Below are 17,580 nucleotides of genomic sequence, written 5' to 3' on the forward strand. Positions count from 1 at the left end.
TTTGTTATTATTCTTCCTTTTCCTGCTTTTGATAGTACCTCAAACAATTTAATCTGCCCTTAGGGTTAAAACTAGCCGTACGAGCATTAAATGACCAAACCCAAATTTGTTTCATTTCGTGGACTCGGTCGCAGTTGCTGCTGGACTTTCCAACTAAACAGCTAAATATATGTCTGGTCTTAGTGTTACAGCGAGCCGTGCGAGCATCACTAAGACCAACCACAGAATTTTTTCATTCCGTGGACTCGGTCGTAGTCGCCGCGGGGCTTTCCACGCTAAACTGCTGAGTTCCGCAAGCGAAGACTACGACCAGTGGGGAATTCCAACTCTATATTGTGCACATACACTGTTGGAAATCAAAATTAATAATAAACCTAATATCCTCCTCATAAGATTACTTTTTAAATAGCCTTATACTTAGCATATCATCTTCACCATTTATAATAGCTAAGAAAACAAACCCCTCATCTACTCTTATATGACGGTTATTATTTCCCATAGGAACCACATGAAATCTGGCACTTCTTTGTAAATTCCAAACACCTTCAGAACCAAAAAAATCCATAAATCTACCACCTGCTCGCAAGCCTAAACCCGTTGAATTAGTCCAATTTTCTTTATTATAGTCAGCTTTATCATATTCTGGATCATTCCAAAAATTAGGATCATTTAAAACTTCAAATACTCCAAAATACCTATCGCTATAATCACCCTCGCCAAGTTCGCCTCCAACCAAATCACACAAAGAATACCACTCCTCACCAGTTGGAACTGTCCAATTACTATTTTCCAAATCCTGAATAATTTTGTCCCTTTCAGAGAAAGTATATAAATGCCCAAAATCACGCACATAGTTTGGGATTTTTTCCGTTTCCTCAGGTTGTATATAATCCCTACCACCACCTATTTCATCACTTTCCCATCTCAAATTCTCAGCCATCCAAACCTGGCAATTTCCACCTGCTGCATCACAGATTTGCACCGTGCTATAACGGTAGTCCGTTTGAAAATCAAACACCACAGAACCAAACTTACCGGTCGTTAGGGTAAAATCAAGGCTTACTTTTTCTTCATCGCCTTCATATTCCTCATCTTCCACAGGGGCCTCAGCCAATAAGTCAAAATCGGTTAAATAGGCATCATTGAAATCATCTCTTAGAACAGCGGTTTCAAAACCATTGTCGGTTGCTGTCAAGGCATAAGTTTCATCGCCCATTTTCAGACTCAGATCCCCCATGGTAGCGTACTTTTTATCCGCTTCTTTTTCCCAGCTCAATACCAACTGAACAGAATCGGCATGTAGGTAAAGGTGATCTGCCGTGCTGTTCATTTCAATAGATTGAAAACCATCTACCAGGCTAACGGTCAATTCCGGTAAAAAAATCTCTTCCGGCTCTGGTCCCGGTCCTGGATCCGGCGTTCCCTCATCATCACTTCCACAGGAAGAAAACATCATCGCTGCGGCCATTAGCCCGGCTGCAAAAGGCTTTAATTCATGAAGTTTCATGGCATTAAAATTTAATTGTAAAACGGATTAATCAAATTGTCAAAATAGATTCATGAGATTAAGGTATGGGAAAGGCCATTAAAACCTTTACCGTTCATAATCCATTTCTCTTTTTTCCAATTCTCTATAGTGTTATTAATTATTTTTTTGTCTAATATTTATTTGAATCGATTCGGTGCATTTGGTCGCCGCCTAATCTCTGGTCTTTTGTTACAGCGAGCTCATCCCTGGTTATCTGGTCTTAGTGTTACAGCGAGCCGTGCGAGCATCACTAAGACCAACCACTGAAATTTCCATTCCGTGGACTCGGTCGTAGTCACCGCGGGGCTTTCCTCACTAAACCGTTGAGTTCCGCAAGCGAAGACTACGACCAGTGTTCCATCTTATGTCTGGTCTTAGTGTTACAGCGAGCCGTGCGAGCATCACTAAGACCAACCACTGAATTTTTTCATTCCGTGCTCTCGGTCGTAGTCGTCGCGGGGCTTTCCCACTAAACCGCTGAGTTCCGCAAGCGAAGACTACGACCAGTGTTTAGACCCCTGTTTAGTCTTAGGCCTGGTCTTAGTGTTACAGCGAGCCGTGCGAGCATCACTAAGACCAACCACTGAATTTTTTCATTCTGTGAACTCGGTCGTAGTCGCCGCGAGGCTTTCCACACTAAACTGCTGAATTCCGCAAGCGAAGACTACGACCAGTGTTTGACTAACTCCCGAAAAGACCCGCCACCGAATATCAAATACAATGAATAAAGTATGGTTGCCTACCACTACCACATTATGTTAAACACCAAAAAGACCACCAATCCTTTGATTTCAAACTTGCCCATTACTTCAACAAGGCTTTGACATAAATACCATTTTGGACGAGACATAGCTCTACTGTATTTATTCCAAAGCCTTATGGATTGGCTAGAAAAAAAAGTATGAGTGACATAAGTTGGAGGGTGTAGAAAAAACCAAATAACTCTCTATTCTAAAGTTTGTGATAAATCCCACTCCATTTTGGCTTCAGTTGTCCATAAAAAAACACCAAATTCAAAGCGTAATCATAGGCAGCTTTAAGCTACTAATGACAAGCGTCTATTATGATTTAGCGTTGTTATTTAAATCAACTTAGACCTAAAAGGCATTAAATATGGATACACCATCAGCGCTCAGTAGTACGAGCATAAGAATTGCCCACATAAACTCAGCATGACAACAGTTTTAGCCCACCTAAAACGTCGCATTAAAATAAAGGTCACAATAAACCTACCCACCTCTAAAGGTGAGGCGCGTCATTCCTTATGCATATTGCAGACCATAACCATTTGAAAAAATATTCCTATAGGCAATAAAAATTACAATTAAACCACTGATTTAACGGATTTAGTTTTAACCTATGCGTGAAAGTCCTTAAAACTGATAAGCGCAATGAAACCTTTCCCTAATTTCATTAACCCTATCTGCTTAAAAATTTCACGCATATGGTTAAAATACAATTTTAGATTTACATTAATTCAAACCCATTCTTTGAATTGCAGTAAAAATCTATCTATTATTTATATTATCCAAGCAAAAATTTAAATTATTTCCTCTTTTATTACATTTAATGAAAGGGCAATATGATTTTAACATTGGCGTGATTAACAGAAAAACCTACATAACTTAAAAAAATGGTAAAATTCATTTTTTATTTCCCGATCAAAACACGCAAACATCTGTACTTTTACGCAATTATAAATCGCGATTAACATAACACGCAAAATTTTCTTAATAAAAAGGGGAATAATGCCAGTAGAGCGGGATTTTGGGGGAAATTTTTTACTCAAAACGCAAACAAAACATGCAAATAAAGATAACACGTCGTGACGCGCAATCATCTTTCAGGGTGTAATTATTAATCAAATGATTAATAATTTTTGAGAAAATGATCAATTTCGATATTTTATATACCTCAAAATATTACAGAAACACAAAGAAGTGCTCAAAAATTTAACGAAAGCAGTCTCATAAATCACTTCCATAAAAATAATGCAATTAGTAAGGAAATAACCCAATTACATACGCTAATATCAGGGAAATTCGGGGCTAAAATCCACTATACTAATTTGTGACTTCATGTACAATCTCCATAGATCACAATATGCGACATGTTTTTTTTGTCAAATAATACAATTCTATACTTGAGGCATGATTGAACATCAAAATGACTTCCGCCAAAAAGCAGGTGAAATCCGCAGCGATAAACTGATAACATTATTGACATTACAATCTACCCCAAAAAGTAAAATCAAATAGGGTAAAATCATACTTTGCTCCAAAGGCTTAAAAAAGGCGGGAATTTTTTCTTGTAATGTCCCCACTGGTCTTAGGCTCCAGTCTAAGACCCAAAATCCCGAGAGCGTCCGCTCTCTTCTGCTTACCGATCTTCTACAAAATTTTTTATCATAAAAACTATTACAATAGAAAATGGAAGGGGATTATGCGTGTGGTCGTGGAAGGCTGCCGTTTTGTTAATTTTTGGTGTTTTCGGAGCGGACGCTCCTAAGCAAAAGGGTCGTAGCAACATGCTACGGCCAGTGTTGGAATTTTTGGTTCCGTGGACTCGGTCGTAGTCGCCGCTGGAAGTTCTATACTAATCCGAAAAGTTCGGCGTGCGAAGACTACGACCAGTGTTTAGTTCTATACCCCCACTGGTCTTAGGCTCCAGTCTAAGACCCAAAATCCCGAGAGCGTCCGCTCTCTTCTGCTTGCCGATCTTCTACAAAATTTTTTATCATAAATACTATTACAATAGAAAATGGAAGGGAATTATGCGCATGGACGTGCAAGGCTTCCGTTTTGTCAATTTTTGGTGTTTTCGGAGCGGACGCTCCTAAGCAAAAGGGTCGTAGCAACATGCTACGACCAGTGTTGGAATTTTTGGTTCCGTGGACTCGGTCGTAGTCGCCGCGGGGATTTCCACACTAAACAGCCCCACTGGTCTTAGGCTCCAGTCTAAGACCCAAAATCCCGAGAGCGTCCGCTCTCTTCTGCTTACCGATCTTCTACAAAATTTTTTATCATAAAAACTATTACAATAGAAAATGGAAGGGGATTATGCGTGTGGTCGTGGAAGGCTGCCGTTTTGTTAATTTTTGGTGTTTTCGGAGCGGACGCTCCTAAGCAAAAGGGTCGTAGCAACATGCTACGGCCAGTGTTGGAATTTTTGGTTCCGTGGACTCGGTCGTAGTCGCCGCTGGAAGTTCTATACTAATCCGAAAAGTTCGGCGTGCGAAGACTACGACCAGTGTTTAGTTCTATACCCCCACTGGTCTTAGGCTCCAGTCTAAGACCCAAAATCCCGAGAGCGTCCGCTCTCTTCTGCTTGCCGATCTTCTACAAAATTTTTATCATAAATACTATTACAATAGAAAATGGAAGGGAATTATGCGTATGGAGGTGGAAGGCTTCCGTCTTGTTAATTTTTGGTGTTTTCGGAGCGGACGCTCCTAAGCAAAAGGGTCGTAGCAACATGCTACGACCAGTGTTGGAATTTTTGGTTCCGTGGACTCGGTTGTAGTCGCCGCGGGGCTTTCCACACCCCACTGGTCTTAGGCTCCAGTCTAAGACCCAAAATCCCGAGAGCGTCCGCTCTCTTCTGCTTACCGATCTTCTACAAATTTTTTATCATAAATACTATTACAATAGAAAATGGAAGGGAATTATGCGTATGGACGTGGAAGGCTTCCGTCTTGTTAATTTTTGGTGTTTTCGGAGCGGACGCTCCTAAGCAAAAGGGTCGTAGCAACATGCTCATACCTTTGTAATTAATGGAGGGGGCCAAAAATAATGCAATTTTATTATATTAAGTAATGATCATCAAAAAGGAGGAAGGGGCTAGCGCATCAAAGGATGTGATTCGTTGCAATCCAGTGTCGTAGGAACTCCTCTTTTTGACCAAACTTTAGAGTTAGAACAGTACCTAAGGGAGTCGCTTTAATTGCTTCTACCCAGCGTCAAATATGAGACAAAACGAAGAAGGATGGGGATCAAAAAAATGTTAATAAAACCGCAGGAACCATGAAAATCAAGTACGTTGTAGGCATCGACATTAGTAAAGATAAGTTTGATGTTGCTTTTGTTTTGAGTCAATTGGACAAAACACCAAAGGTCATCGCTTCCCGTAAGTTCGACAATAGTAAAAAAGGGCATTTGGAGTTTAAAGATTGGTGTCTGAAGAAACAGAAGGAGGATCTTCCCGTGGAGTTTGTGATGGAAGCCACTGGCGTTTACCATGAAAAATTGGCTTGGTTTCTTTCAGATAATGAGGTGCCGGTGAGCATTGTTTTACCCAATCGTGCAAAGGCCTATATGAAAAGCCTGGGGATTAAAACAAAGAATGATAAGGTGGATGCCAAAGGTTTAGCATTCATGGGAGCTTGTCAGTCCTTGGCTAAATGGAAGCCCATTAGCAAGGCTTTTTACACTTTGAGGGAGCTAACCCGCTTTTTGGAAGACCTTCAAAAAGATCGTACATCGATGGTAAGCAGGCTAAAAGGGCTTAAACACAAAGCAATTGTGTCTGAAAAGGTGATGGAGGGTCTGAAGGCAGTAATTGAAGGGCTTGATGAGCAGATTAGAATATGTGAACAAGAAATAGCCTTAGCGGTAGCAAAGGATCCGGAGTTGAAGAAAAGAATCGGACATATGATGTCAATCAAAGGGGTTGGTTTGCTTACAGCTGTTACGGTGGCGGCTGAAACTAATGGCTTCGCACTAATAGAAAATGAACGACAATTGGTCAGTTATGCTGGATATGATGTGCGCCAGAATCAGTCAGGAAGTAGAGAGGGTAAAACATCAATTACCAAGAAGGGAAATGCGCACATTCGACGAATAATGTTTATGGCGGCCTTCAATATGGTAACTTACGAGCAGGGGCAATTCAAGCCTTTTTATGAAAGGATCCATAATAGGACAAAACAAAGCATGAAGGGTTATGTGGCTGTGCAGTCCAAATTGTTAAGAATTATGTATGCCCTCTGGAAAAATGAAACAGATTTTGACAATAATTATGGGCTAAGAGACAAATCTAATCAATCAAAAAATCAGCTTAAAACAGTGGTAGCTGCCTAAAATTAGACAGCTACGCGAGGTAGGCAAAGCCTCCTCTTTAGGCTTGCAATATATTAAAATATTTCAATCAATAAAATTGCTTTTTATGACAGTACCTACGACCAGTGTTGGAATTTTTGGTTCCGTGGACTCGGTTGTAGTCGCCGCGGGGCTTTCCACACCCCACTGGTCTTAGGCTCCAGTCTAAGACCCAAAATCCCGAGAGCGTCCGCTCTCTTCTGCTTACCGATCTTCTACAAATTTTTTATCATAAATACTATTACAATAGAAAATGGAAGGGAATTATGCGTATGGAGGTGGAAGGCTTCCGTCTTGTTAATTTTTGGTGTTTTCGGAGCGGACGCTCCTAAGCAAAAGGGTCGTAGCAACATGCTACGACCAGTGTTGGAATTTTTGGTTCCGTGGACTCGGTTGTAGTCGCCGCGGGGCTTTCCACACCCCACTGGTCTTAGGCTCCAGTCTAAGACCCAAAATCCCGAGAGCGTCCGCTCTCTTCTGCTTACCGATCTTCTACAAATTTTTTTTATCATAAATACTATCACAATAGAAAATGGAAGGGAATTATGCGCATGGACGTGCAAGGCTTCCGTTTTGTTAATTTTTGGTGTTTTCGGAGCGGACGCTCCTAAGCAAAAGGGTCGTAGCAACATGCTACGACCAGTGTTGGAATTTTTGGTTCCGTGGACTCGGTCGTAGTCGCCGCTGGAAGTTCTATACTAATCCGAAAAGTTCGGCGTGCGAAGACTACGACCAGTGTTTAGTTCTATACCCCCACTGGTCTTAGGCTCCAGTCTAAGACCCAAAATCCCGAGAGCGTCCGCTCTCTTTTGATTACCGATCTTCTACAAAATTTTTTATTATAAAAACTATTACAATAGAAAATGGAAGGGAATTATGCGTGTGGTCGGGGAAGGCTGCCGTTTTGTTAATTTTTGGTGTTTTCGGAGCGGACGCTCCTAAGCAAAAGGGTCGTAGCAACATGCTACGACCAGTGTTGGAATTTTTGGTTCCGTGGACTCGGTCGTAGTCGCCGCTGGAAGTTCTATACTAATCCGAAAAGTTCGGCGTGCGAAGACTACGACCAGTGTTTAGTTCTATACCCCCACTGGTCTTAGGCTCCAGTCTAAGACCCAAAATCCCGAGAGCGTCCGCTCTCTTCTGCTTACCGATCTTCTACAAAATTTTTTATCATAAATAGGGTCTGCTTAAAAAGGTCTCTTTATTTTTCTTGAAATTTGGTTGACCAATTCCAGCTTCGATTATTGATGTTACTAATGCCCATAAATCATATTCATAAATAATGAAAAAAAGGTCAAAAAAGATTCCTTTCATGAATCTTTCAAGGTTAGCAATAAAGAAGATGGCACCAATCCAAGAATTTGTGGTGTCTGATCTTCGTGCCTTAATATTATTCAATCCATACCCTCTTTTAGTTTGTCCAAATTTTCCTTCTACATGACTCCTCAATTTTTGATGGATAACCTTATTCTCTTCCCGCTCTTTAATTTTTTCAGGATCTTTAGGAGGAGCTCCAAGAGGTGAGCCGACGAAAGTTATATCATTTTGATCATAAACTTCTCTAGCATTTCGATTTCCATAAATTTTGTCTCCAACAATTCCATTTAGCTTAGTGTGAGGGTGCCGTAGTTTATGTGCTTCAATATGCTTTTTGATAATCTCCTCTTCCCCTTCATAGTATGCTTCAAAATCATGATGGTCAATATAAGAATAGCCTTGGTCAATAGATATTGATATTTTAGCTCCAAATTCAACATTCGCTCCAGACTTCCCTCTTATGATGGGGCGAATATGTGGTTGATATAAGTTTACAATACGGAAACCAACCGTATTTTTCTTCTCTTCAATCATTTCCATTTGTTGGCGATACACTTCTTGAATAACATACAATAGCTTCAAAAAACGCTTATTCAAAGGAATACCTACCTTAATTTGGTCTAATAGACGATGAATATGCCCTATATTTCGATGAAGATACTGTAGTTGTTTTCGATTTGCAGCCCTCCAAAAATCGGCGCCTTTCTTCTTTTTTCTTGTCAACGCTAGAAATTCTTTTTGGGCTTTTTGTCGATAGCTTCTAGGTTTCTTAGCATCTGTTTTAACAAATTCCCATAATATATCGATGATTTTTTCTGATTCAATGCGAGCCTTATTGATCAAAGCCAGGTCGGTCGGATAAGGAATTTCTTGCACCGCTACAGTAGCATCAACTGATATCGAGTTTTCAATTTCAGGCTTCTTATATTTTGTATCACTTTCTACATTTTTTTCATCACGAAGTTCGCTTTGCTCATCAATACTAACGTCATGACTCTGGAGTAAGTGACTTAAATCATTAAAGTCTTTTATGGTCAAACGCTTTCTAATTGTCGGAAATAATGAAGAATCGAATACCTGATCATGTTGAAATTTATGCAATCCAACAAAGTATTGTAGATATGGACTTTCTTTGATTTGTTCAATTGTTTCTCTATCAGACAACTTATATTTGTGTTTGATAATCAAGGCTCCAATCACTAAACGCGCTGGTTTAGGTCTAGCTCCTTTGTCGAAGGACATGTTCCGTTCATAGATCCTTTTTAATTGACTCCAAGGAATTTCTTTGGCCATAATAATCCATCTATTATTGGGATTAAGGCCACCCAAATACGGGTCCATAAAATCAGAAATCTCAAGTTGATCAGGGGAATGCTTAATCATAGTGCAAGCTAAAAAAGTAGGAAAGGAGCCCTGGGGCTATTTAAAGGACAATTTACAAAATTTCCCCTTGCACTAAAAGAGATTTAATGTGATTTAATGAGCTGATCTTCAGTCGTTTTTAGATAATTCGAGCTATTTCAGCAGACCCTAAATACTATTACAATAGAAAATGGAAGGGAATTATGCGTATGGACGTGCAAGGCTGCCGTTTTGTTAATTTTTGGTGTTTTCGGAGCGGACGCTCCTAAGCAAAAGGGTCGTAGCAACATGCTACGACCAGTGTTGGAATTTTTGGTTCCGTGGACTCGGTCGTAGTCGCCGCTGGAAGTTCTATACTAATCCGAAAAGTTCGGCGTGCGAAGACTACGACCAGTGTTTAGTTCTATACCCCCACTGGTCTTAGGCTCCAGTCTAAGACCCAAAATCCCGAGAGCGTCCGCTCTCTTTTGATTACCGATCTTCTACAAAATTTTTTATTATAAAAACTATTACAATAGAAAATGGAAGGGAATTATGCGTGTGGTCGGGGAAGGCTGCCGTTTTGTTAATTTTTGGTGTTTTCGGAGCGGACGCTCCTAAGCAAAAGGGTCGTAGCAACATGCTACGACCAGTGTTGGAATTTTTGGTTCCGTGGACTCGGTCGTAGTCGCCGCTGGAAGTTCTATACTAATCCGAAAAGTTCGGCGTGCGAAGACTACGACCAGTGTTTAGTTCTATACCCCCACTGGTCTTAGGCTCCAGTCTAAGACCCAAAATCCCGAGAGCGTCCGCTCTCTTCTGCTTGCCGATCTTCTACAAAATTTTTTATCATAAATACTATTACAATAGAAAATGGAAGGGAATTATGCGCATGGACGTGCAAGGCTTCCGTTTTGTTAATTTTTGGTGTTTTCGGAGCGGACGCTCCTAAGCAAAAGGTCGTAGCAACATGCTAAGACCAGTGTTGGGACAACGACCAGTGTTTGAACTTTAAGCTGCTGGTATCTCTGATATACATCATCGTTCCAACCGGCTTAGGGATGAAGCGGGTCTGTTTGAACCACAGCGGCCCAAAAGGCCGATGGGGTGAGCCGCGCCAGCCCGACCGACGTCAGGAGGGAAGCCCCAAAATTAAAGCCAGGTTACTTGTATGGGGAAGGTCATCCATGGAAAGCGGAGGAATTGGTAGCTCCAGGGTAAACTGGTGAGTAGTACGTCCCAGCTTTTTTTCTCGACGGTCATTTCCCATAGTTGCTCTTCGACCAGGTGGATGCGGGCATCCCGCATGAGGAAGGAGGCGCGAAAATTATTCAGGCTACTTTTGCCCAGCTGGCTCCACTGGCTTATGGCGGCATTGAGTAGACCATCCAAAAGTTCCTTGTCCTCAGCGCTTAATTCGAATGTTTCGGGAACGGGATGTCCCATGGGAAATTCGGTGAGGAGTTTGTTCAGGAAAAGGTCAGCTTCGTTGGCCTGAGTTTGTCCGGTCGCCAAATATTGCAGGTAATAAATCCCGAGTATTTGCTTTTCTACCGGGCCGATTTCTTTGCCATTAACAATTTCCTTCATCTTGAACAGGCGAGGAATGAAAGGCGCAAGCAATACTAAACCGGCATTTTTAATTTCAATGGTTTCGCCCCTTTGCAAGGCGTCCACTGCAAATTCTGCGATGGTTGGCTCCTTTTCCTCCTCTATTTGCTTGCCGGCTTCTTCTAATGTCTTTTGGATACCGGCAAAAATATCCCCTGCTCCTCTTTGTATCAATTGCTCCAGCCCCTGCAGATCCGGGAAGAGCTTGGACAGATCAAATTCCTGAGCAAAGCCGGAGGAGTCCCAGTGTTTTGAGGCTTGATGTAATAATTGTTGAATACGCTCCAAATCCAAAACAGGCTGACCCCGGTCCGGCAACAGCTGCAACATGTCCTGTTTTAGATTTTCAAAAGTGGCAGCACGCGCTTTAGGGTATTCGGGCAGTCGCTGAATATGCTTTTCCACCTGCTGCAACAGCTGCCTGATGAGGGGCATCCCTTTGTCGTAGAAATCATAAATTTGCAGATATTCCTCGGCAAAGCCGGCGTCTATGCTTTTGAGGACAGGCAGATGATTTTCGGTAAAAAGCCATTTTAACGCCTGTTTATTGGCGTGATCAAGCCGCACAGCGGTGAGTTGTGAAGGACTCACCCTGGCCTGAAGGCTAAATTCCAGGAATTTTTCCACCAGGTAGCTTTCAGCTGTTTTGGCCGTGGCTGAAATGGTTTTCTCCCTGGAAAGACTATCCCACAGATAAGCTTCCCAGTGTCCGGAGGGTAACTGAAGGGCTTTTATCGCCGCTCCTATGGGGCCTTTTAAGCGCTGATAAGGCAGATACTTTAGCCAAATTTCCTGCAGGCCACGAAGGGTCTCCCCTTTCAGGAAAGGAAAATTTTGGGCAAAGGAAGGCCATTGCAACCAAAGTGTTAGGGTCAGATTCCCCTGAAAAACCTGCCTTTTGATATAATTTATGATCTCCTCAGACTGGACTTCTTCTTCCAGCGGCGCCAATGCTTCCAGCAATTGATTTAGCTGGCTGGTAGTGAAGGATTGGGAGGGTAAACTATCGGACAGGTTTCCCCATTTTTTTTCCTGTGCTTTGATCTGATCCATGAGCTTTTCTTTATCTGCCGGGCCCTGAAATGCTGGTTTTTGTTCCCATAACTCCTTCATAACCTGCTGATAGGTCTCTGCATCCGGTTGGCTTTTTTGTAAGGCAACAATTGCCTGGCTGAGTGGCTCAGGCAGTCCTTTTAGATCTGCGGATGAAAGGGAGGTTATTAATGAATGGATTTGATTTTCGGCATTTTGCTTTTTCAGCTCTTGCAGGCTGGCCAAGAAAAAATAAGCCTTCCATTCCGTATCTGGCCGCGCCAGTATAATCGTTTTTAATTGCTGCTCCGGCTGACGGAATAATTGCGCTGAAAAATGTGCCGGCTCCGCCATCAGGCTCAGACTTTGTTCAAAAGCTTGCGGGCTGGAAAACAAGCGGGCTAAACCATGCCCTGCTCTCTTGGGGTCAACCGCCATCAGGCTCTCCAAATAAAATGCTTTGAGCCATAGCGAAATACTGGAAGGATATTTCCCGATGACGCTGTGGATTTCCTCTGAGGAAAAGCGGGCCCAATGTCCTGCTAACAGTTGCTTTTGATTTTTATTAAAAGGTGTTTGGCTTCTTAGCAGATCTGGAAGTAAGCGTTCCAGTCGAATGCCCTGAGCTTCAAATTTTGAGGCCTCGAAAAGTGCCGAAAGCAATAGTAAATTCACCTCCTGTGCTTCGACTTCTGCTTTGGGCAATTGAATGTGGTAAACTTCCCTGAAAAATGGTGCTATCGTCGCCTTTGGATCGGAGAATTTTTGTGCAAAAGATGTTGGAGTGGGCGATACTTCCTCCCGCGCTAAATGAGCATAAAGCCAATCTATGAATGCAGCCTGAAAATCGGCTAAGGGAGCTGAGGTAAACGGAAAGGCGGTTGAAGGTAAATAAAACTGCAGGATATCTTCTTTTAAAACCGGTTCAAATGCGCTCACGGCCCGGATATAATCCCCCGGGATTTGTTCCTTTGATAACCACAAATTCGCCTGCCGCTGCGGGAAGCTTAATTGCGAAAATACTTGTTCAAAAGCCTGCTCATAAGGCGCGCCATTCAACAGGACCGCTATAAATTCACCCATTTCCGGGCTAACCGTTAAGGTGGAGGTTTCCACGATACGCTCAAAAGCCTGTAAAATCCATAGCTGATTTTCTGACACCTGGGGCATGACCGCCCCGATCACTTCTCCCAAGGAAAAATGCTGGAACAAATGATTTAAATAATGTGGTTTCCAGCCGGCTGCGGGTACCCACTTCACCAAATTGCTCAGGCTTTCTTTTTCCCACTGCCCATCCACTACATAAGTTCCTCCTTCGAGAAAAATTTCAAAAGCCCGGCGCGTACTCGTGCGCTGATCTTGCTTTTTAATCTCTTCCAGCGGTAAATCCTCCCAGGCTTTGTTCAGGGCCAGACTGATATAATCAGGATCCAAAGCCTCCATCTGAACATCAAAATCGATATCGGAAAGGTCCAGCTTTAACTTTTCTATCCGCAGGCTGCCAATCTCTTCTTTTTCAAACCACTGGTATAATGATTTTTCTAAGGATGGCAGAATTTTACCTTTAATAAAGGTGGTAAAATCTGCAGAGACCTGTTCATATTCCTCCCTACTATCAAAATATAACTCCAGATTTAATTTATTAATTCTGACCAGTCTATCGTCGTCCTGCATCCTTAACTCCTGCTTCTAATTACAATACCAAATACAGCAGGGCTTCATAGCTCAGTTTCCCTCCTGTTTTATCAACATTTACATGTTCGGCCCGAAATTTAGGCATTTTATTTCTTAATAAACGAAGTCCCTTGCCTCCGGCGGGAACGCCTTTTAATACCAAATCCCGCTCATCGGTAAAAGCCAACGGTTGGGGCTGTTCACTGCGGATAATGGTGGCCTTTTTCCCCTGCACTTCCACCTCTTCCGTTTTAAATTTGGATTTTTGTGTACGGTCTTCAATTTGAAGCTCCTTCCAGCGGCCATCATGCACAATGATATATTTCTGAATAATTTTGCGGGCAGGAATTTCAAATACGAACTGACTTTCAGCAGGCAATTCCTCTTTCTCCAGGGCTTTTAAAAGAGATTTCACCATGGGGGCATCGAAGGCTACTTGAATCAAGCCTAAGGGACGCTCCAAACTACTGCTGCTTCCGGCCCAGCCGACGCCAAGGCTTTTTCCTTTTGCATCCAGTACCGGACCCTGTCCTTTGGTGAGATCAAGTTCCGATTGAGCTTCGTCCAAGGTTACTGTGGCGCCCTCAAATTGTAATGCCTTTACAGCAGGATCTGTTTCCAACGGCCACTGTTCAACCTCCGCCAGAAAATGGGCGTCCGCTAGTTTAATTGTAGTAGCGGCTTTACCAATAGATAATTCCTGATAGAAAAAATGATTCAGTTGTTTGTCCATTCCCCAATCGGAAGCCGAAAAGGTATACACATCTTTTTTAAAGACCTGAAAATTTAATTTAAAGGACTCAAGATCCTCCAGGTGCCACTGCAATCGGCTAAGGTTGGAGGCATTGTACAAAAGCACATAGCGATTATTATCCTTCTTAAACACCATGTCCAACTTACTCAAAATGGCGGAAGAAGAAGGGGCCAGTTTTAAGTCAAAATTTCTACCCTGATCGTCCTGAAAATATTCCTGACGGAGCTCAAAGCTAAGAAGTGGAAGATATTGTAATTGAAGATTCAGCATAACTAGAATATTTTAGCGCCCAAACCCTTCACTCTGCCCGTAGGAGCGGAAAAATCCTCATTGAAGGTCACGATACGCACTTTAAACAAAGCGGAAGGCAGATAACGCCCACCATGCATTCCCCACATATTACTCATTCCTAAAAGCTCCTCTGCATGGTATTCGAAGGTTAATTTTTCAATATTGGAGGGCAGGCCTAAATCGGCGCCGGGAATACTTTGATTGGCCTGAAAGAATGAAATTAATCCGGAGATTAACTTCAGCGCTTCTTCATAGTTGCCCTCGACAGAGGGTACACTGAACAGCAACCAAATCTTTAAATGAAAAGGGATATTCTCCCCATCTGCCACCAGGCCACGAGAACGTCCCAATACCTGCTCTCGCTCAATATTAACGAGGGTAATGACCACATTATCCTCTTCAAAGGCCAGGGGCTTCCCTTCCTGATCTACCAGACCACTCAGGAGAATTTTACCATCCATGGCATCAAAACGGCCACGAAAATAATCTTCAATGGCATCCTGCAATGCCGACATTACTTCATGTATCATATCTAAGGTAAATCTTTTTCTGCTACTGAACGATAACTATAAATTAAAAATAATATAGTAGCGATCATGGCCCCTAATAATAAAAATTTTGTTTGCTCGAACCCAATAAATTTCATCCCGAAAAGAATAAAAATAATGGCTGCTAAAAGCACGATTACCGAGACTCCCTTGAAGGCCAATAATTTGTAGCGCTTTAATCGATAACCGAATCGGTAAAGGAAGAAGAAACCGACCATGGAAACCCCAAACAAGCCGCCGACCAGCCCCATCAATGGGCGCGGATTACGCAATAAAGTCTGCGGATTTTGCATCACTCTCAAACTGTAAAAAGCGTACCGACGGAATCCACGGGTAAATTTTTTCCAGAATCCCGCTATGTTTTTAGGAGGCTCTTCGGCAAAATGCCCTGCTAATAATTCCCAGAGTTCATTGTGTCCGTTATCAAAGCCCAATGCCCAAATACCGACTCCCCCAATTTCCTTTTTATTGATCCAGTCATATTTTTTGGCCAGGGAGGTAGAATCCTCAAACCAGATTTGTCGATATACATTATTATCATCACGGAAAACATAGTAGCGAGAATCACTGACCTCATCATAACAACAGGCCTGATTTCCATATTTATCCATGATTTTACGGTAAGTCCAGTATCCTTTAAATGCACGGGTTTTGGACGGAAACAGTAAATCTTCCGTTTCCCACTCTGCTCCATAATAAGGAATACTTAACAACAATTTGCGTGCAGGTATTCCGGACACTAAATATTCATCCACGGAACGCTCCAGATTATATTCCCACCAGGTGGTCCCACTGGCCAAGGGTGCTACCGGTCCGGCCACCTTTGAATTGCTTCCATGAAACTCATAGCCCATAATCACAAACAAATCCACATGAGGATGCAGGGCTTTTAAATCGTAAGCATTATGAAAGTCAAAGGCTGGCAATGCAATGGTCAATTGATAATCGGACCTCTGTGAGCGCATGGTAGAGGCCAAATCAATCAGGAAGTTGGTCAGCGCAGCACGGTCCGCAGAACGCACATCTTCAAAATCAATATTCAATCCGTCCGCATTCCGGTCTTTTAATAAAGAAATGACCGTCTTCATGAAATGCTTTTGCGCTTTTACATTTTTCAGAAATTGGTGGTTATTTCCTCCGCCAAAATTGGTGACGGTCAGTAATGCTTTCTTTCCATGGGCCTGAACGGAATCCACCATGGCGGTAGTTTTCCAGTCATGAATGGTGGTATACCCCCCGGTAAGCGGGTTCAGTTCATAGGAAAAATAGGCGACATGCGTCAGCAGAGAGAAATTATAACTTTTATAAGCAGAGCCCATCCAATAAGGGTGCCAGCCAAAAACATTCACCCCGGATTTCAGGTCATGTTGCTTCTTATAAGGATTTAGATTTTTAATGACTTGTTTTTTGTCATAGACCTCTTCAGAAGCAAATTTTTTCGGAAATGGATTTTGCTTCACCTCTTCCTGCCGCTCAATAAAAGCCGCGGTATCAATGGAAACTTCCTCAATGGCCGCAGTACGGTTCTGCAAAGCATGCAGGGAATCCAGTTCTGCCACCATTTTTACCGAATCGGCTTTCATTTGCTGTACCTGTGCACGCAAAAGAGAATCCTGTTGGTCTATGGCGGAATTGCGTTGATCAACGAATTGCTCCAGGTGCCCACGCAGGGATTGGTTTTGTGCAAATAAATTACCCCAGGAAAGCCATAAGGAAAAAAGAATTGCTAGTCTTAATTTCATCTGATATAAATAGAAATTTATCTTCAAAATTTATAAAAATATTGCAAATTGCAATTATTAATAAACAAAATAATAAGTATAATGAAACGTCGATATTTAGCGATTGCTTTGCTGACACTGGCCTTTCCACTAGCGGGAAATGCTCAATCCAATCACGCTTCTATTTCAAAGCTTCAACCCAACTTTTCCGGAGAAACTTCCCAGGGAAATAAATATCAGGTATATGTTTTTCAACACCGCAAATCCTGGAGCTTACTGATCGATTATGGACAAGAAGACATCCAGTCGTTTGGCTATGACTTGAAATCAGACCAAATCAGCCAGAACAGTGAACTATTTACCGAAAACCTTTTAGCAGTGGTGAGCACCGAAATGATCAAAGCCAAAACCTTTAAAAAAGGAAGGCTGATTTCAGATATGCCCATCAACGGCAAATACAAAATGAAAGGTACCGGTAAGGACGTCTACGAATCAATGGTATTCCTGGAAAGTGGTAAAAAACCAACCCCCTGGATAGTGAAAGCAGGTGCTACCCTACTTAAACCCTTCACTTTCTTATTTGAAAGCAAACTTAAAAAGGTAGATTCCACCATTCAAAATTCCATAAAGGATACCAAAGATCTCCTGTTACTTTCCAAATCATAAC

Annotated in this window: 8 protein-coding genes; 2 read left to right on the forward strand and 6 right to left on the reverse strand. The window is 42.2% G+C overall.

What is annotated here, in order from left to right; genetic code table 11:
* Positions 1–394: 394 nt before the first annotated feature.
* Complete coding sequence (locus tag AAA970_RS19610; RefSeq protein ID WP_338238596.1) at positions 395–1,507, reverse strand: fibrobacter succinogenes major paralogous domain-containing protein; 1,113 nt, start codon at positions 1,505–1,507, stop codon at positions 395–397.
* 4,043 nt (positions 1,508–5,550) lie between these two features.
* On the opposite strand from AAA970_RS19610, the gene AAA970_RS19615 reads away from it, so the two are divergent.
* Positions 5,551–6,606: an IS110 family RNA-guided transposase gene (locus AAA970_RS19615; RefSeq protein WP_338237047.1), complete on the forward strand. Its 1,056-nt coding sequence runs from the start codon at positions 5,551–5,553 to the stop codon at positions 6,604–6,606.
* Positions 6,607–7,794: 1,188 nt separating this feature from the next.
* On the opposite strand, the gene AAA970_RS19620 is transcribed toward AAA970_RS19615, so the two are convergent.
* From AAA970_RS19620 to AAA970_RS19640, 5 genes are all read right to left on the reverse strand, one after another.
* Positions 7,795–9,324 carry an IS5 family transposase gene (locus AAA970_RS19620; protein ID WP_338238597.1) on the reverse strand — a complete coding sequence of 510 codons (1,530 nt, stop codon included), beginning with the start codon at positions 9,322–9,324 and terminating at the stop codon, positions 7,795–7,797.
* 1,110 nt (positions 9,325–10,434) lie between these two features.
* The gene (locus tag AAA970_RS19625; protein WP_338238598.1) at positions 10,435–13,599 is read right to left on the reverse strand and encodes a contractile injection system tape measure protein; all 3,165 of its coding nucleotides are present in this window, start codon (positions 13,597–13,599) and stop codon (positions 10,435–10,437) included.
* A gap of 19 nt (positions 13,600–13,618) precedes the next feature.
* Positions 13,619–14,623, reverse strand: coding sequence for a hypothetical protein (locus AAA970_RS19630; RefSeq protein WP_338238599.1), 1,005 nt, complete (start codon positions 14,621–14,623; stop codon positions 13,619–13,621).
* A 2-nt stretch (positions 14,624–14,625) separates the two neighbouring features.
* A complete protein-coding gene (locus AAA970_RS19635) occupies positions 14,626–15,174 on the reverse strand; it encodes a Pvc16 family protein (RefSeq protein ID WP_060689280.1) in 549 nt (182 codons plus the stop codon).
* A gap of 2 nt (positions 15,175–15,176) precedes the next feature.
* Positions 15,177–16,934: a glycosyl hydrolase family 18 protein gene (locus AAA970_RS19640; protein WP_338238600.1), complete on the reverse strand. Its 1,758-nt coding sequence runs from the start codon at positions 16,932–16,934 to the stop codon at positions 15,177–15,179.
* Positions 16,935–17,015: 81 nt separating this feature from the next.
* Between AAA970_RS19640 and AAA970_RS19645 the strand changes: the two genes are divergently transcribed.
* Positions 17,016–17,579, forward strand: a complete 564-nt coding sequence (locus AAA970_RS19645) for a hypothetical protein (RefSeq protein ID WP_060689282.1) — start codon at positions 17,016–17,018, stop codon at positions 17,577–17,579.
* Position 17,580 lies beyond the last annotated feature (1 nt).

Origin of the sequence: Persicobacter diffluens (assembly GCF_036244895.1) — a bacterium.
GTDB lineage: Bacteria > Bacteroidota > Bacteroidia > Cytophagales > Cyclobacteriaceae > Persicobacter > Persicobacter diffluens.